A 16,891-nucleotide genomic window follows, 5' to 3' on the forward strand; every position below is an offset into this window, starting at 1 on the left:
CCGTCCGCCGGCTCCGCCCGGTTGCCCGGCGGGGCAGCCGGGCACTACTCCCTCGTGGTCATTCCCGTCCATGACATCAACCCGGTGCGCCGCACCCCCTGGGTGACGTACGCGCTGATCGCGGCGAACGTCCTGGTGTTCCTGGCGACGCCCGGCATGCCCGGCTCGCTGGCCGGCGGCGAGAACCTGGCGCAGCTGTGCCATCTGGAGTCCTTCATGGACCGCTTCGCGGCGGTCCCGAGAGAGCTGGTCCACGGGCAGGTGCCGCGGCTGGTGCCGACCGGTCAGGTGGGCGTCGGCCCGCACGGCCCCGGCTGCGTGGTGGCCCCGCGCGGCTTCCACAAGTCGCCGCCGCTGTCGGTGTTCACGGCGATGTTCGTGCACGGCAGCTGGCTGCACCTGCTGGGCAACATGCTGTTCCTGCTGATCTTCGGCAACAACGTCGAGGACCGGCTGGGCCACCTCCGCTACCTCGTCTTCTACGTGGTCTGCGGCTATGCGGCCGGATACGGCTTCGCGCTGCTGAACGCCGGTTCGGGCGACCCGCTGATCGGCGCGTCGGGCGCGATCGCCGGGGTGCTCGGCGGCTACCTCGTGCTGTGGCCGCGGGCGCGGGTCTGGGTGCTGGTGCCGTTCCTGGTGTTCCTGCCGCTGCGGCTGCCGGCCTGGCTGGTGCTGGGCTTCTGGTTCGTGCTCCAGGCCGTGTACTCGTCCGGGCAGGGGGTGGCCGACGCGGGGACGGTGGCGTACGCCGCCCATGTGATCGGCTTCCTGGTGGGCCTGCTCATCGCCCTGCCGCTGCGGCCGGGCACCCCGCCCCCGCCGGAGCCGCCCGGCCTGCTGTTCGGCAGGCGCGCGCGGCCCTCCTACCCGACCTGGTGAGGGTCAGCGCGCGGTCGCGCCGTGGACGTACTCCACGAGGCGGGTCAGCGCGTCCGGGTCGGTCTTGGGCATCACGCCGTGGCCCAGGTTGAAGATGTGGCCCTCCAGGCCCGCGGCCGCGTCCAGCACCTCCTGGGCCTTGGCCTCGACGACGTCCTTGCCCGCGAACAGCACGGTCGGGTCCAGGTTGCCCTGGAGCGCCTTGCCGGGGCCGACGCGGCGGACGGCCTCGTCCAGCGGGACGCGCCAGTCGACGCCGACGACGTCCGCGCCGGCCTCGCCCATCGGGCCCAGCAGCTCGCCGGTGCCCACGCCGAAGTGGAGGCGCGGCACGCCGTACTCCGCGACCGCGTCGAAGACCTTGGCCGAGGCGGGCAGCACCGAGCGCCGGTAGTCGGCGGGGGCGAGCGCGCCGGCCCAGGAGTCGAACAGCTGCACGGCGGAGGCGCCGGCCTCGATCTGGACCTTCAGGAAGGCGGCCGTGATGGCGGCGAGGCGGTCCAGCAGGTCGGCCCACAGCTCGGGGTCGCCGTACATCATCGCCTTGGCGTTCTCGTACGTGCGCGAGGGGCCGCCCTCGACCAGGTAGCTGGCCAGCGTGAAGGGGGCGCCCGCGAAGCCGATCAGCGGGGTGGGGCCCAGCTCGCGGGTGAGCATCCCGATGGCCTCGGTGACGTAGGAGACGTCCTCGGGAGTCAGGTCGCGCAGCCGGGCCAGGTCGGCGCGGGTGCGGACGGGCTGCTCGACGACCGGGCCGACGCCGGGCTTGATGTCCAGGTCGAGGCCGATGGCCTTGAGCGGGACGACGATGTCGCTGTAGTAGATCGCCGCGTCCACGTGGTGCCGCCGCACCGGCTGGAGGGTGATCTCGGTGACCAGCTCGGGCCGCGTGCAGGACTCCAGCATCGGGATGCCCTCGCGCACCTTGAGGTACTCGGGCAGCGAGCGGCCGGCCTGGCGCATGAACCACACGGGGGTGTGGGGCACGGGCTCGCGCCGGCACGCCTTGAGGAAGGCGCTGTCGTACGTCGCGGTCGGCTGCTTGCCCCGAGGGGCGTCGTTGGCGGTCACGGGAAAAGTCTCGCATGCGGTGTGGACGCCCCGTGCACAGGCGGCGAGGAAGCGCACGTCGCGGGGTGTCTTGCCTGCGCAGAGGCCCGATTCCCCTTACTCTTCCCCGCATGGCTGCGGCTCACGGACACAGGTCGGAAGGCGCTGACGGATTGGGCGACGTGAAGGACACCGAGGAGGCGGACCGGCACCCTGGTGCCGCGGGTCCGCCGGCGTTCCGGGCCGCGGTCGACGCCCTGCGCGGCTGCCGGCTGCGGCCGCAGATCGAGGTGGAGCCGACCCCCGCGCCGCAGCGGCTCGCGCCGTACGCGTACGCGCTGGAGGCGGTGGTGGTCGACGGCGAGCAGGAGCTGGCCGACGGGCGCCTGGTGCTGCTGCACGACCCGGCCGGGCACGACGCCTGGCGGGGCACGTTCCGGCTGGTGACGCTGGTGCGGGCGGAGCTGGAGCCGGAGATGGCGGCCGATCCGCTGCTGCCGGAGGTGTGCTGGTCCTGGCTGACCGGGGCGCTCGGGGCGCGCGGCCTCGGCTACGGCGAGCCGAGCGGCACCGTCACGCGCGCGAGTTCGCACTACTTCGGCGGTCTCGCCGACCGGCCGGCCGCCTCGCAGATCGAGATCCGGGCCTCCTGGACGCCGCGCGAGGGCCGGGGCGGGGTGCCGGACACGGCCGCGCACCTGACCTCCTGGTGTGATCTGCTGGCCCAGGTCGGGGGGCTGCCGCCGGCCGGTCCGGGCGACACCTCGGTGGTGACGCTGCCGCAGCGCAGGGGGCCGCAGTCCCGGTGACGTGACGGCGCGTCACGACCGCCGTCCTCCTCCGGGGCGCCTTATTGACCATCTCTTTGTCGATACGGCCACATTGTGACTTCGAATCGCATCCGCTCGGACCGATTCGATCTTCGGGTGATCGAGCGTGTGTCCGAATTGCACGGATTGTTACTCACTAGATCGTGATCACTCTCTAAAGGCGGACACGTTTGCTGCCGAAGACGACTGTGACCTTGAAAGCACGGTTCGTCCCGGCTTCTTCCCCACAAGCCGGCCCCGTCCCCCCACCCAGGAGGCCTGGTGTCCGTTCTCCTCGAGCAACCCGCAAGCCTGGTCGCCTACCGCCCGAACAAGCCGACCGCCATGGTGGTCGTGGCCGACCCGCGCGTGCGTTCCACCGTCACCCGCCATCTGTGGGCGCTCGGTGTGCGCGATGTGATCGAGGCTTCGTCCATCGCGGAGGCTCGTCCCCGCATCGGCAACCCCCGCGACATCTGTGTCGCCGACGTCCACCTGCCCGACGGCTCCGGCCTGACCCTGCTCTCCGAGACCCGCGCCGCGGGCTGGCCCAACGGGCTCGCCCTCTCCGCCGCCGACGACATCGGCGCGGTGCGCAACGCCCTGGCCGGCGGGGTCAAGGGCTACGTGGTCACCGGCACCCGCACCAACATCGGGCTCCCCACCCGGCCCGGCGCCACCCCCCTCGGCGGCGCCGCCCGCATGCACCGCCGCCCCCCGGGTGCCCCGAGCCACCCGGGCGGCTACCGCGAACTGTCCGGACGCGAGGTCGAGGTGCTGCGCCTGGTCGCGGAGGGCCAGTCGAACAAGGCCATCGGCGTGTCCATGGGCCTGTCCGCCCTCACCGTGAAGAGCCACCTCGCCCGCATCGCCCGCAAGCTGGGCACCGGCGACCGGGCCGGCATGGTCGCCGTCGCCCTGCGCACCGGAATCATCCACTGACCCTTCCCCCACACCCCTCCCCTGATCTCCCCTTTCCCCACCCCTCCCGGCCCTTCTTCCCGCTCCGCCCCCTTCCCCCCGCACCCTTTCCCACCGACCCCTTCGGGAATGCGGCCGATTCACTCCCCTGAACCGGCGATTTCACCGGGCTGACTGGTTTACGACCCCTCGGCGCCCGTCGACGGAACGTTCCGGCGACGGGCGCTGTCCACGCATGGATACCCTTGACAGGTGACCGACGCCCAAGACACCGCAGCAGACAGCACCCGGCGCAGCAATGGAGACACGTCTCCCGACGACGCCGGATCTTCTGTGCCGGAGGCGCCGACACCCCTTCTCGAACCCCGCGAGGGCATTCCGCCCGTGGTCGCCGACGAGGCGGCGCTCGCCGAGGTGGTCGCCGCCTTCGCCGCCGGCTCCGGGCCGGTCGCCGTGGACGCCGAGCGCGCCTCCGGGTACCGCTACGGCCAGCGCGCGTATCTGGTGCAGCTGCGCCGCGAGGGCGCGGGCACCGCACTGATCGACCCCGTGGGCTGCCCCGACCTGTCCGCGCTCGGCGAGGCGCTGTCCGGCGTGGAGTGGGTCCTGCACGCCGCCACCCAGGACCTGCCGTGCCTGCGTGAGATAGGCATGCTCCCCACCCGGCTGTTCGACACCGAGCTGGCCGGCCGGATCGCCGGGTTCCCCCGGGTCGGCCTCGGCGCCATGGTGGAGAACGTCCTCGGCTTCGTCCTGGAGAAGGGCCACTCCGCCGTCGACTGGTCCACCCGCCCGCTGCCCGAGCCGTGGCTGCGCTATGCGGCGCTGGACGTCGAACTCCTCGTGGACCTGCGCGACGCCCTGGAGAAGGAGCTGGACCGCCAGGGCAAGCTGGAGTGGGCCCTCCAGGAGTTCGACGCGATCGCGAGCGCCCCGCCGGCCGAGCCCCGCAAGGAGCCCTGGCGCCGTACGTCCGGGATGCACAAGGTACGGCGGCGCCGGCAGCTGGCCGTCGTACGGGAGCTGTGGGAGACGCGGGACCGCATCGCGCAGCGGCGTGACGTGTCGCCGGGCAAGGTGCTGTCGGACGCGGCGATCGTGGAGGCGGCGCTGGCCGTGCCGGCCAATGTCCACGCGCTGGCCGCGCTGAACGGGTTCGGGCACCGCACCGGGCGCCGGCAGCTGGAGCAGTGGCAGGCGGCGGTGGACCGGGCGAAGGCGCTGCCGGAGTCCGAGCTGCCGCAGCCGGGGCAGCCGGTGACGGGTCCGCCCCCGCCGCGGGCGTGGGCCGACAAGGACCCGTCGGCGGCGGCGCGCCTGTCCGCCGCGCGGGCCGCGGTGAGCTCGCTCGCCGAGCGGCTGTCCATGCCGCAGGAGAACCTGATCTCCCCGGACACGGTCCGCCGGCTCTGCTGGCAGCCGCCCGCCCCGGCCGACGCCGGGACCGTCTCCGCCGCGCTCGCGGGGTACGGCGCGCGCCCGTGGCAGGTGGAGCTGGTGACGCCGGAACTGGTGAGCGCGCTGTCGGACAAGGGCGCCTGAGCGTCGTAGTACGGACCGAGATCGAGCGGCCGCGGGTCCACCGTGGCCGCTCGCGCGTTTTCCCGCCCCCGACAGGCGCTGCCGGGCCGTAAAGATCGCGCCAACCTCCGGACGGACCCCCGCTCCCGCCGGTGTGACCTTCGCCGCTGGCACCCCCGACGCTGGGCAACTACATTACTCGCAAGTAGCATGGGCTTAAGCAAGCGCTCAGCGTCCCGCACCATGGAGGAGAGCCATCGTGCCTCGTACCGTCAGGGACGTCGTCTTCGTCGACGGCGTCCGCACCCCGTTCGGCAAGGCGGGCCCGAAGGGCATCTACCACGAGACTCGCGCCGACGACCTCGTCGTCAAGGCGATCCGGGAGCTGCTGCGCCGCAACCCCGGCCTGGACCCGAAGAAGATCGACGAGGTCGCCATCGCCGCGACCACGCAGATCGGTGACCAGGGTCTGACCCTCGGCCGCACCGCCGGCATCCTCGCCGGTCTGCCGCAGTCGGTGCCCGGATACTCCATCGACCGCATGTGCGCCGGTGGTCTGACCGCCGTGACGTCCGTCGCAGGCTCCATCGCCTTCGGCGCCTACGACGCCGTCATCGCCGGTGGTGTCGAGCACATGGGCCGCCACCCCATGGGCGAGGCCGTCGACCCGAACCCGCGCTTCGTCAGCGAGAAGCTGGTGGACGAGTCGGCCCTGTTCATGGGCATGACCGCGGAGAACCTGCACGACCGCTACCCGAGCCTCACCAAGCTGCGGGCCGACCAGTACGCGGTGCTCTCGCAGGAGAAGGCCGCCAAGGCGTACGCCGACGGCAAGATCCAGCGGGACCTGGTGCCGATCTCGGTGCGCCGCACCACCCCCGTCGGCGGCGAGACCGGCTGGGGCCTGGTCACCGCCGACGAGCCGATGCGTCCGGGGACCACCCTGGAGGGCCTGGCCAACCTGAAGACGTCGTTCCGCGTCCACGGCCGCGTCACGGCCGGCAACTCGGCCGGTCTGAACGACGGTGCCACCGCGTCGATCGTCGCCAGCGAGGACTTCGCCCGCGAGCACGGCCTCCCGGTCAAGATGCGCCTGGTCTCCTACGCCTTCGCCGGCGTGGAGCCCGAGGTCATGGGCTACGGCCCGATCCCGGCCACCGAGAAGGCGCTCGCCAAGGCGGGCCTGTCCATCTCGGACATCGGCCTGTTCGAGATCAACGAGGCATTCGCCGTCCAGGTGCTCGCCTTCCTGGAGCACTACGGCATCGCCGACGACGACGCGCGCGTCAACCAGTACGGCGGCGCCATCGCCTTCGGCCACCCGCTGGCCTCCTCCGGCATCCGTCTGATGACGCAGCTGGCCCGCCAGTTCGAGGAGCAGCCGCACGTCCGCTACGGCCTGACCACCATGTGCGTCGGCTTCGGCATGGGCGCGACGGTCATCTGGGAGAACCCGCACTTCGAGGGGGACAAGTGAGCACCACCGAGCTTCTGAAGCAGGCTTCGGGCCTGTTCCCCGACGAGGTCGTCACCAGTGCGCACGTACGCCACTTCGACCTCCCCTTCGGCGCCGGCCGCTTCGCGCTGATCGCGCTGGACAACGGCCTGGACCACACCAAGCCGACCACCTTCGGACCGGCCTCGCTCGCCAACCTGAACGCGGCGATCGACCAGGTCGAGCAGGAGGCCGCCGAGGGCGCGATCGCCGGTATCGGCATCACCGGCAAGCCGTTCATCTTCGCCGTCGGCGCCGACCTCAAGGGCGTCGAGCTGCTGAAGGAGCACGAGCACGCGCTCGCCATCGGCAAGGGCGGCCACGAGGTCTTCAAGCGCCTTTCGGGCCTCGCCGTGCCGACCTTCGCCTACTACAACGGCGCGGCCATGGGCGGCGGTGTCGAGGTCGGTCTGCACTGCACCTACCGCACCGTCTCCCAGGCGATCCCGGCGTTCTCGCTGCCCGAGGTCTTCCTCGGTCTGGTCCCCGGCTGGGGCGGCTGCACCCTGCTGCCGAACCTGATCGGCGCCGACAAGGCCGTCTCGGTCATCATCGAGAACTCGCTGAACCAGAACAAGCAGCTCAAGGGCAAGCAGGTCTTCGAACTGGGCATCGCCGACGCCCTGTTCGAGGGTGCCGACTTCCTGGAGCAGTCGCTGCTGTGGACCGCCCAGGTCCTCAACGGCGACGTCACGGTGGAGCGCCCGGAGATCGACCGCGGCGAGGCGTGGGACCAGGCCGTCGCCAAGGGCCGCTTCATCGCCGACTCCAAGGTGCACGGCGCGGCCCCGGCCGCCTACCGCGCCCTGGAGATCATCGAGGCCGCCCGCGGCGGTGACCTCCAGCAGGGGTACGACGCCGAGGACCAGGCGCTCGCCGACCTGATCATGGGTGGTGAACTGCGCGCCGGCATCTACTCGTTCAACCTGGTGCAGAAGCGCGGCAAGCGCCCCGTCGGCGCCCCGGACAAGAGCCTGGCCCGCCCGGTCACCAAGGTCGGCGTCGTCGGCGCCGGTCTGATGGCCAGCCAGCTCGCGCTGCTCTTCCTGCGCCGCCTGGAGGTGCCGGTCGTGCTGACCGACATCGACCAGGAGCGCGTCGACAAGGGTGTGGGCTACGTCCACGCCGAGATCGACAAGCTGCTCGGCAAGGGCCGTATCCACCAGGACAAGGCCAACCGCCTCAAGGCGCTGGTCACCGGCGTCCTGGACAAGGCCGAGGGCTTCGCGGACGCGGACTTCATCATCGAAGCCGTGTTCGAGGAGATGAGCGTCAAGCAGAAGGTGTTCGCGGAGGTCGAGGCGGTCGCCCCGGCGCACGCCGTCCTCGCGACCAACACCTCCTCGCTGTCCGTGTCGGAGATGGCCGCGAAGCTCCAGCACCCGGAGCGGGTCGTGGGCTTCCACTTCTTCAACCCGGTCGCGATCCTGCCGCTGCTGGAGATCGTGCGCGGCGAGCAGACCGACGACGCCTCCCTGGCCACCGCCTTCGCGGTCGCCAAGAAGCTGAAGAAGACCGCGGTGCTGGTCAAGGACGCCCCGGCGTTCGTCGTGAACCGCATCCTGACCCGCTTCATGGGCGAGATCCAGAACGTCATCGACGAGGGCACCCCGGTCGAGGTCGCCGAGAAGGCTGTCGAGCCGCTGGGCCTGCCGATGTCCCCGCTGGTCCTGCTCGAACTGGTCGGCCCGGCGATCGGCCTGCACGTCTCGGAGACCCTCAACCGGGCCTTCCCGGACCGCTTCACGGTCTCCCCGAACCTCAAGGCCGTGGTCGAGGCCGGCAAGCGCGGCTTCTACGTCTACGACAGCGGCAAGCCGGAGCTGGACCCCGAGGTCGCGGCTCTCCTCAAGCAGGGCGATGTCGTCCTGACCGAGGAGCAGGTGCGTGACCGCGTCCTCGACGCGGTGGCGCAGGAGATCGGGCTCATGCTGGACGAGGGCGTCGTCGCCGAGGCCCAGGACATCGACCTGTGCCTGATCACGGGCGCCGGCTGGCCCTTCCACCTGGGCGGCATCACGCCGTACCTGGACCGCGAGGGCGTCTCGGAGCGCGTGAACGGCAAGCCGTTCCTGGCCCCGGGCGTGGCGAGCGTCCCGGCGTAACCCCGCCGGCACCGACAGGGAAGGGCCCCCGCCTCGGCGGGGGCCTTTTCGTGTGTGCTCGTCGGCTGCGTCCGCGCTCGGTACGGCCGGACCGCTCACGGCCCGCTCACACCGTCCGCCACGCCTCCAGCGCGAGGCCCGGTTCGGCTTTGCGGCGGGTCAGCAGGAGCTGGCCGATCGACGGGGACAGGGTCGCGGCGGCCACCCGGCCGTCCTCGTCCGTGGTGAGGGAGACCCGGGCGTCCACGGTGAGCCGGGGGCCGGACTCGGCCCACCAGGCGCCGGCGGACTCCAGTTCGGTCGGGTAGGCGGCGAAGGCGACGCGGCCGGTGGCGGAGCGCTGGGCCAGCAGGGTGCAGTCGTGGCCGTCGAGCTCGCAGCGGACGGCGCTGACCGGGCCGTGGCCCGCGGCGGTCAGCAGGGCGACGGGCTTGCCGCCGGGCCGCCAGGCGTTCAGTTCGCCGTCGGTGCCGGTGTAGTAGAGCGTCGTGCTCCCCGCGGAGGTGGCGAGGGCGTACAGGGTCCCTGGGCGGACCGGGGCCTTCAGGGGCTCCTGGAGTACCGGCGGGGCGCCGGGGGCCTCCTGGCGCCAGTACAGGACGCCCTCGGGGCCCGCCGCGTACAGCTCGACCCTGCCGGACTCCCCCGTCACCGCGGCGAGTCCGTCCTGGACGCCCTTGCCGCCGAGGTCCCGCCAGGGCTCCCAGCCGCCCTTCTCCTTCTGCGCGAGCATGCTGACGCCGCCGCCCTTGTTGCGCACGAAGACATGGGCGCGGCCCTCGGCGTCCACGGCGACGGAGGGCTGCCCGGTGCGGTCGCCCTTCTTGTCGGGATGGCCGACCGGGCTCCAGTCCAGGGCGGCGAGGTGGGCGCGGAAGTGGGTGGAGTGCACGAGGCCCGACTCGCCCTTGCCGGTGGGGCGCCAGGCCACCAGGTGGGCATAGCCGTCCGCGCCCTGGCCGAGGGCCGGGACGGGATGCAGTTTCTGTTCGCCGCCGACCTTGCGCGGGCCGGTCCAGGGGCCGCCGGGGGCGCTCTCCGCCCGGCACAGGACGGCGTCGCCCGACGACTGGTAGACACTGAGCCGGCCGTCTCGGCCGCGAAGGAGCCAGTCTCCGTTCACCCGGTCACTTTAAGCCGGGCCCCCGGGCGCCCGGCGAGCGGGCACCGTGACGGGCGCCGAGCGGGCACCATGGCGGGCATGACGAACATCCTGCCCCTGCTCATCGTCGACGGCGCCAACGTGGTCGGCTCGGTGCCCGACGGCTGGTGGCGCGACCGGCGCGGGGCCGCCGAACGGCTGCGCGACCGCCTGGTGGCGTACGCCGACTCGGGTACGGCGGAGCTGCCCGGGCCGCTCGAACTGGTGCTGGTGGTCGAGGGCGCCGCGCGCGGGGTGGCGTCCGTGCCGGGGGTGCGGGTGGCGGAGGCGCCCGGCAGCGGGGACGACCGGATCGTGGAGCTGGCCGGGGAGGCGGCGGGCCGTACCTGTCTGGTCGTCACCGCGGACCGGGAACTGCGGCGCCGGGTGACGGAGCTGGGGGCGCGGGTCACCGGGCCGCGCGCGGTGCTCGGCTGAACCGGCCGCCGCGCCGTTCGGCCGGTTCAGCGGCAGCGCCGTGCGACCGGTCACGGGACCGGCGGCGCGGGCTCCGGCTTCGTCGGCTCCTCGGGGTGGGCGAGACGGCTGTGCGAGCGGCCGTAGAGGAAGTAGACGGCGAAGCCGATCACCATCCAGATGGCGAACCGCAGCCAGGTCTCGGCGGGCAGATTGAGCATCAGCCAGAGCGTGGCGCACACGGAGACGATCGGGACGAACGGAACCCACGGGGTGCGGAAGGCGCGGGGCAGGTCGGGGCGCGTCCGGCGCAGAATGATCACACTGATCGCCACGACCACGAACGCGAACAAGGTGCCGATGTTGACCAGTTCGGCAAGCTCGCTCAGGCTGGTGAACCCGGCGACGATCGCGATGATCCCACCGAGCAGGATGGTCGGCCGGTGCGGGGTCCGGAAGCGCGGGTGCACCCGGGAGAAGAAGCGCGGCAGCAGCCCGTCCCGGCTCATCGCGAAGAACACCCGGGTCTGGCCGAGCAGCAGGATCAGGCACACGGTGGTCAGGCCGATGGCGGCGCCGAAGCTGATCACGCCCGCGTACCAGGGGTGCCCGATGGACTTGAAGGCGTCGGCGAGCGGGGCGTCCACGGACAGCCGGGTGTAGTTCTGCATGCCGGTGACGACGATGGAGACGGCCACGTAGAGCACGGTGCAGATGATCAGCGAGCCGAGGATGCCGCGCGGCACGTCCCGCTGCGGGTTGCGGGTCTCCTCGGCGGCGGTGGCCACGATGTCGAAGCCGATGAAGGCGAAGAACACCACCGAGGCGGCGGTGAAGATGCCCATCACGCCGAAGTTGGCGGGCGCCCAGCCGAACATCAGCTGCACCAGCGGCGCCTTGAGGCTGGCACCGGCCGGGACCGGCTGGGCCGGCGGGATGAAGGGGTGGTAGTTGCGGGTCTGCACGAAGAAGGCGCCCGCGATGATCACGATGAGCACGACGGCGACCTTGATCGCGACGACCAGCGAGGTGATCCGGGCCGAGAGCTTCATGCCGAGGACGAGGATCGCGGTCAGGACGAGCACCAGGAGCGCGGCGAGGATGTCGAAGCCGAAGCCGTGGGCGCCGTCGCGGCTGGAGAGGTAGCCCGGCAGGTGCCAGCCCGCGTTGTCCAGCAGGGAGCGGATGTAGCCGGACCAGCCGACGGCGACCACCGCGGTGCCGAGCGCGAACTCCAGGACCAGGTCCCAGCCGATGATCCAGGCGGGCAGCTCGCCCAGGGAGGCGTAGCTGAAGGTGTACGCCGAGCCCGCCACCGGGACCGTGGACGCGAACTCGGCGTAGCACAGGGCGGCGAGGGCGCAGACCACACCGGCGGCGACGAAGCCCAGGGCGACCGCGGGGCCGGCGTTGTTCTTCGCGACCTGTCCGGTCAGGACGAAGATGCCGGTACCGATGATCACGCCGACGCCGAAGACGGTCAGATCGAGCGCGGAGAGCGACTTCTTGAGCGCATGCTCCGGTTCCTCGGTGTCCCGGATCGACTGCTCGACGTTCTTCGTCCGGAAGAGCGAGCTGCTCACGTTGCTGCCTCCCACGCGTGTCGCCCTCGACCTGGTCGACCTGGTCGAGAGGGTCGGGCCGCGAGAGCCCTGTGACAGGCAGGCTTACGCAAGCGGGCCGGTTCCGCCACCGCAAGGAGGGGCGGGACCGGCCCGGTCGGGAGCGCTGGTCCTAGTCGCGCGCGGATTCCACGGAGTCCACCGCGTCCGCCGTACGGTCGAACCGGCCGTCCAGCTTGGCGACCAGTCCGGTCACCTGGCGGGCGATGTCCGGCGCGGTGAGCCCGATCTCGGTGAGCACCTCGGCGCGCGAGGCGTGGTCGAGGAAGCGCGGCGGGATGCCGAAGTCGCGCAGCGGTACGTCGACGCCCGCATCGCGCAGGGCCTGCGCGACGGTGGAGCCGACGCCGCCGACCCGGCTGTTGTCCTCGACGGTGACGACGACCCGGTGCCGCTCGGCCAGCGGGGCCATCGCCTCGTCCACCGGCTTGACCCAGCGCGGGTCGACCACGGTGGCGGAGATGCCCTGCCTGTCCAGCAGAGCGGCGATCTCCAGGCACATCGGGGCGAGGGCGCCGACGGAGACCAGGAGGACATCGGGCCGTTCGGTGCCCGCCTCGCGCAGCACGTCCATGCCGCCGACCCGGTCGACGGCGGGGACGGCGGGGCCGACCGCGCCCTTGGAGAAGCGCACCACGGTCGGCGCGTCCTCGACGGCGACGGCCTCGCGCAGCTGGGCGCGCACCTGGTCGGCGTCGCGCGGCGCGGCCATCCGCAGGCCCGGGACGACCTGGAGGATCGACATGTCCCACATGCCGTTGTGGGACGCGCCGTCGGTGCCGGTGACGCCGGCCCGGTCGAGCACGAAGGTGACGCCGCACTTGTGCAGCGCCACGTCCATCAGGACCTGGTCGAAGGCGCGGTTGAGGAAGGTGGCGTAGACGGCGAAGACGGGGTGCACGCCCGCGTGGGCGAGGCCCGCGGCGGAGACGGCGCCGTGCTGCTCCGCGATCCCGACGTCGTACACCCGTTCGGGGAAGCGCTTGGCGAACTTGTCGAGGCCCACCGGCTGGAGCATGGCCGCGGTGATGGCGACGAGGTCCTCGCGCTCCTCGCCGAGCCTGACCATCTCCTCGCCGAACACGGAGGTCCAGTCGGCGCCGGACGCGGCGATCGGCAGGCCGGTGTCGGGGTGGATCTTGCCGACGGCGTGGAAGCGGTCGGCCTCGTCCTGGAGGGCGGGCTGGTAGCCGCGGCCCTTCTCGGTGAGGCAGTGCACGATGACCGGGCCGCCGAACCGCTTGGCGCGGGAGAACGCCGACTCCAGCGCCTCGATGTCGTGGCCGTCGATCGGGCCGACGTACTTCAGGCCCAGGTCCTCGAACATGCCCTGCGGGGCGATGAAGTCCTTCAGGCCCTTCTTGGCGCCGTGCAGCGTCTCGTAGAGCTGGCGGCCGACGACGGGGGTCTTCTCCAGCACCTCGCGGGTGCGGGCGAGGAAGCGCTCGTAGCCGTCGGTGGTGCGCAGGGTGGCCAGGTGGTTGGCGAGGCCGCCGATGGTGGGGGCGTACGACCGCTCGTTGTCGTTGACGACGATGACGAGGGGGCGGTCCTTGGCGGCGGCGATGTTGTTCAGCGCCTCCCAGGCCATGCCGCCGGTGAGCGCGCCGTCGCCGATGACGGCGGCGACATGGCTGTCCCGCTTCATCAGCTGGTTGGCCTTGGCGATGCCGTCGGCCCAGCCGAGCACCGTGGAGGCGTGGCTGTTCTCGATGACGTCGTGCGCGGACTCGGCCTGTGCGGGGTAGCCGGAGAGGCCGCCCTTCATCTTCAGCCGGGAGAAGTCCTGCCGGCCGGTGAGGAGCTTGTGCACATAGGACTGGTGGCCGGTGTCGAAGAGCACCTTGTCCTTGGGGGACTCGAACACCCGGTGCAGGGCGATGGTGAGCTCGACCACGCCGAGGTTGGGGCCGAGGTGTCCGCCGGTCTTGGAGACCTCCTCCACCAGGAAGGTCCTGATCTCCCCTGCCAGCTGGTCCAGCTCCTCCAGGCTGAGCCGGTCCAGATCGCGCGGTCCCGTGATGCGGGTCAGCAGCGGCACCCGTGCCTCCTTGCAATAGAGCTGATCGAGCTTGCCGGGCTCGCCAGAGTCTAACTTTCCGGTGTGACGCGTGGTGCTCCAGGTCGCCGACCGGCATCACGTGATCGGGCGATCTCGGCAGGTGCCCGGTCAGCCGTGTGACCGACCTCATGCGGCGCGGACCCGGCGCCGGCGGGCCGGGGTTCACGCGGGCGGCCGCGGAGCCGTGAGGTCAGGGTCCGCGGCGGGTTCCCCTACTCCAGGTGCATGCCCAGGATGTGGGCGAAGGCCCGCCACTTCATGGTGACGAACTCCTTGTTGATCGCGTCCGGGACGGTGGGGTGGGTGACGAGCGCGTACACCTTCAGGTGCAGGAACCCCTGGCTGTCGTCGTAGAAGCGGAACCGGACCATCGAGTCCTTGCCGTCGAAGTGCCCCTTCTGCGCGAAGAAGAACCAGGCGTAGGGATAGCTCTTGTCCTTCTGGTAGCGGACCGGGGCGTTCTTGCACGCGTAGTGGCCGATGCCGCAAGCCTTGAGCTTGAGCTTCCGCACGTCCTTCGCGCCCACCCGCTCACCGAGGTAGGGCGTCAATTCGGTTCCGGGCGGCAAACGGACAGCCCCCGTGGCCTCACGGCACGGGGGCTGTCCGTCGTTCCGTCAGGCGCGGCCTGCCGTCTTCTGGGTCTTGCGGGTGATCGAGTCGATCACGACCGTCGTGAGCAGGACCGCCGCGGTGATCATGTACTTCACCGGCTCGGCGATGGACTCCAGCTGGAGGCCGTACTGGATCGAGACGATCACCAGCACACCCAGCAGGGCGTTCCAGGTGCGGCCCCGGCCGCCGAACAGGGACGTGCCACCGATGACGGCGGCCGCGATCGCGTTCATGAGCAGGTCGCCGGTGCCGGCGCTCTGGTTGGCCGAGGCGATCTTGGAGGCCAGGAACAGGCCGCCGATCGCCGCGAAGCCGCCGGAGATCGCGAAGACGGAGATGCGGACCGCCGTCACGTTGATACCCGCGCGCCGGGACGCCTCGACGCTGCCGCCGAGCGCGAAGATCCTTCGGCCGTACGGGGTGCGCCGCAGTACGAAGTCCGAGCCGATCAGGAACACCAGGAAGATCACGGTGGCCAGCGGCAGACCCTTGTACTGGTTGTACATGTACGCGGCGGCGAACGAGATCACGGCCAGCAGAACGGTCCGCAGGACCGTGTCGCTGAGCGGCCGGGACGGGACGCCCGCGGCCTCCCGGCGCCGGTTGGCGAGGAACGAGGTGAGGAAGAACACCACGACCATGACCACGGCGAGCCCGTACGCGGCGGCCACGTCCGAGAAGTAGTACGTGGTGAGCTTGCCGACCAGACCGTCCGAGTCGAGGTTGATCGTGCCGTCCGCGCCCAGCACCTTCAGCATGAAGCCGAGCCAGAACAGCAGACCGGCCAGGGTGACGGCGAAGGCGGGCGCGCCGAGCACCGCGAAGAAGAAGCCGTGCAGCGCGCCGATGGCGGCGCCGGAGGCGATGGCGAGCAGCACCGCCGCCCACTCCGGCCAGCCCTGGTTGACCGCGAGGACGGCCGCGAGGGCGCTGGCCGCGCCGCTGACCGAGCCGACGGACAGGTCGATCTCGCCGAGCAGCAGCACGAAGACGATACCGACCGAGATCATGCCGGTGCCGACCATCGTGATCGTGATGTCGTTGATGTTCTGCGCGGACAGGAAGTTGGAGTTCAGCACCTGGAAGATCACGCAGATGATCACGAGGCCCACGATGACGGGCATGGAGCCCAGCTCGCCGGCCTTCATCTTGCGCTTGAACTCGCTCCAGTAGCCCATCAGGCCCTGTTCGCGGACGAGCAGGCGGGGGTCGACCGCGGTGACCGCGGCGGCCGCCGCCTCGGGGTTCTCCACTACGGCGTCCTGGGGAGTGTGGTCCTCGGGAGGCGTGGAGGTCTTGTCCAGGCTCACTTCTGGACCTCCTTGGTGCTACGCGCCGCACGGCGGGTCACAGCGTTGTCGGTGGCGCCGGTGATGGCGGAGATGATCTCTTCCTGAGAGGTCGAGGCGACGTCGAACACGCCGTTGTTGCGGCCGAGGCGCAGCACGGCGACCTTGTCGGCCACCGCCTTCACGTCCGCCATGTTGTGGCTGATGAGGACGACGGCGTGGCCGCGCTCGCGCAGCCGCTCCACCAGGTCGAGGACCTGGGCGGTCTGCTCGACGCCGAGGGCCGCGGTGGGCTCGTCCAGGATGACCAGCTTGGGCTCGCCGAGCATGGAGCGGGCGATGGCCACCACCTGGCGCTGACCGCCGGAGAGCGACGCGATCGGGATGCGCACGCTGGGGATGCGGATCGACAGCGTGGTGAGCAGCTCGCGGGAGCGGCGCTCCATCTCGACCTCGTCCAGCACGCCCCACTTCCTCAGCTCGCGGCCGAGGAACAGGTTGCCGACGACGTCGATGTTGTCGCACAGCGCGAGGTCCTGGTAGACCGTCGCGATGCCCAGTGCCTGGGCGTCTTGGGGCCGGCCGATGGAGACGGGCTTGCCGTCCCATTCGATGGCACCCTCGTCGATCGGGTGCACCCCGGCGATCGTCTTGACCAGCGTGGACTTACCGGCACCGTTGTCGCCCACCAGGGCGACCACCTCACCGGCGTGGACCTCAAGCTCTACGTCGGTGAGCGCCTGGACGGCACCGAACCGCTTGGAGACCCCGCGCAACGCCAGCACGGGCGTAGCGGACACGTGAACCATCTCCTTCGCCGCCTGACCCGGCGGGAGGTTGTGCAGAAGTTTGGGGGGTTCCGTCCGGCGCCCCGCGCCGAGCTTGCGGGGCTGTGTGTGTCGCGGAGCGCCGGAGGACAGTGAGACGCCCTCTCCCCTCACGGAGGGGGTTCTCCGGGGAGT

14 protein-coding genes are annotated in these 16,891 nt (G+C 71.5%); 7 read left to right on the forward strand and 7 right to left on the reverse strand.

Going from position 1 to position 16,891, the window contains the following annotated elements; all coding sequences use genetic code 11:
- The first annotated feature begins 54 nt into the window (after positions 1-54).
- Positions 55-882, forward strand: a complete 828-nt coding sequence (locus GHR20_RS08515) for a rhomboid family intramembrane serine protease (RefSeq protein ID WP_148026742.1) — start codon at positions 55-57, stop codon at positions 880-882.
- A gap of 3 nt (positions 883-885) precedes the next feature.
- Here GHR20_RS08515 and hemE read toward each other — a convergent pair whose 3' ends face one another.
- Positions 886-1,953 (reverse strand): uroporphyrinogen decarboxylase, encoded by a 1,068-nt coding sequence (gene hemE / locus GHR20_RS08520; RefSeq protein ID WP_111581024.1) that lies wholly within the window; start codon positions 1,951-1,953, stop codon positions 886-888.
- Between the two features lie 110 nt (positions 1,954-2,063).
- On the opposite strand from hemE, the gene GHR20_RS08525 reads away from it, so the two are divergent.
- The 5 genes from GHR20_RS08525 (at position 2,064) to GHR20_RS08545 (ending at position 8,783) form a co-directional block, all read left to right on the forward strand.
- Positions 2,064-2,741 (forward strand): DUF3000 domain-containing protein, encoded by a 678-nt coding sequence (locus GHR20_RS08525; protein ID WP_153812836.1) that lies wholly within the window; start codon positions 2,064-2,066, stop codon positions 2,739-2,741.
- A gap of 282 nt (positions 2,742-3,023) precedes the next feature.
- Positions 3,024-3,683, forward strand: coding sequence for a response regulator transcription factor (locus tag GHR20_RS08530; RefSeq protein ID WP_111581022.1), 660 nt, complete (start codon positions 3,024-3,026; stop codon positions 3,681-3,683).
- Positions 3,684-3,914: 231 nt separating this feature from the next.
- Entirely contained in the window at positions 3,915-5,204 is a 1,290-nt protein-coding gene (locus GHR20_RS08535; RefSeq protein ID WP_153812837.1) for a ribonuclease D, read from the forward strand.
- Positions 5,205-5,442: 238 nt separating this feature from the next.
- A complete protein-coding gene (locus GHR20_RS08540; protein ID WP_111581020.1) occupies positions 5,443-6,660 on the forward strand; it encodes an acetyl-CoA C-acyltransferase in 1,218 nt (405 codons plus the stop codon).
- The gene (locus GHR20_RS08545) at positions 6,657-8,783 is read left to right on the forward strand and encodes a 3-hydroxyacyl-CoA dehydrogenase NAD-binding domain-containing protein (RefSeq protein ID WP_111581019.1); all 2,127 of its coding nucleotides are present in this window, start codon (positions 6,657-6,659) and stop codon (positions 8,781-8,783) included. The genes GHR20_RS08540 and GHR20_RS08545 overlap by 4 nt, the downstream gene beginning before the upstream one ends.
- A 106-nt stretch (positions 8,784-8,889) precedes the next feature.
- On the opposite strand, the gene GHR20_RS08550 is transcribed toward GHR20_RS08545, so the two are convergent.
- On the reverse strand, positions 8,890-9,906 hold the full coding sequence (locus GHR20_RS08550) for a hypothetical protein (protein WP_111581018.1): 1,017 nt from the start codon (positions 9,904-9,906) through the stop codon (positions 8,890-8,892).
- A gap of 69 nt (positions 9,907-9,975) precedes the next feature.
- Here GHR20_RS08550 and GHR20_RS08555 point away from each other — a divergent pair, with 69 nt between their 5' ends.
- Positions 9,976-10,362, forward strand: coding sequence for an NTP pyrophosphohydrolase (locus GHR20_RS08555; protein ID WP_111581017.1), 387 nt, complete (start codon positions 9,976-9,978; stop codon positions 10,360-10,362).
- Between the two features lie 50 nt (positions 10,363-10,412).
- On the opposite strand, the gene GHR20_RS08560 is transcribed toward GHR20_RS08555, so the two are convergent.
- The 5 genes from GHR20_RS08560 to GHR20_RS08580 form a co-directional block, all read right to left on the reverse strand.
- The gene (locus tag GHR20_RS08560; RefSeq protein WP_153812838.1) at positions 10,413-11,924 is read right to left on the reverse strand and encodes an amino acid permease; all 1,512 of its coding nucleotides are present in this window, start codon (positions 11,922-11,924) and stop codon (positions 10,413-10,415) included.
- A 151-nt stretch (positions 11,925-12,075) separates the two neighbouring features.
- Complete coding sequence (dxs, locus tag GHR20_RS08565; RefSeq protein ID WP_153812839.1) at positions 12,076-14,004, reverse strand: 1-deoxy-D-xylulose-5-phosphate synthase; 1,929 nt, start codon at positions 14,002-14,004, stop codon at positions 12,076-12,078.
- A 233-nt stretch (positions 14,005-14,237) separates the two neighbouring features.
- On the reverse strand, positions 14,238-14,576 hold the full coding sequence (locus GHR20_RS08570; RefSeq protein WP_153812840.1) for a hypothetical protein: 339 nt from the start codon (positions 14,574-14,576) through the stop codon (positions 14,238-14,240).
- Positions 14,577-14,642: 66 nt separating this feature from the next.
- A complete protein-coding gene (locus GHR20_RS08575) occupies positions 14,643-15,950 on the reverse strand; it encodes a sugar ABC transporter permease (RefSeq protein ID WP_111581013.1) in 1,308 nt (435 codons plus the stop codon).
- Entirely contained in the window at positions 15,947-16,738 is a 792-nt protein-coding gene (locus tag GHR20_RS08580) for an ATP-binding cassette domain-containing protein (RefSeq protein ID WP_161214881.1), read from the reverse strand. Before GHR20_RS08580 ends, GHR20_RS08575 begins: the two co-directional genes overlap by 4 nt.
- Between the last annotated feature and the right edge of the window lie 153 nt (positions 16,739-16,891).

It is taken from the genome of Streptomyces sp. SUK 48 (genome assembly GCF_009650765.1).
Taxonomy (GTDB): domain Bacteria; phylum Actinomycetota; class Actinomycetes; order Streptomycetales; family Streptomycetaceae; genus Streptomyces.

Bases quoted from the DNA above. Each gene is read 5' to 3' on its own strand.
- GHR20_RS08525 (WP_153812836.1), top strand. From the start codon at position 2,064: ATGGCTGCGGCTCACGGACACAGGTCGGAAGGCGCTGACGGATTGGGC.
- GHR20_RS08555 (WP_111581017.1), top strand. From the start codon at position 9,976: ATGGCGGGCATGACGAACATCCTGCCCCTGCTCATCGTCGACGGCGCC.
- GHR20_RS08580 (WP_161214881.1), bottom strand. From the start codon at position 16,738: ATGGTTCACGTGTCCGCTACGCCCGTGCTGGCGTTGCGCGGGGTCTCC.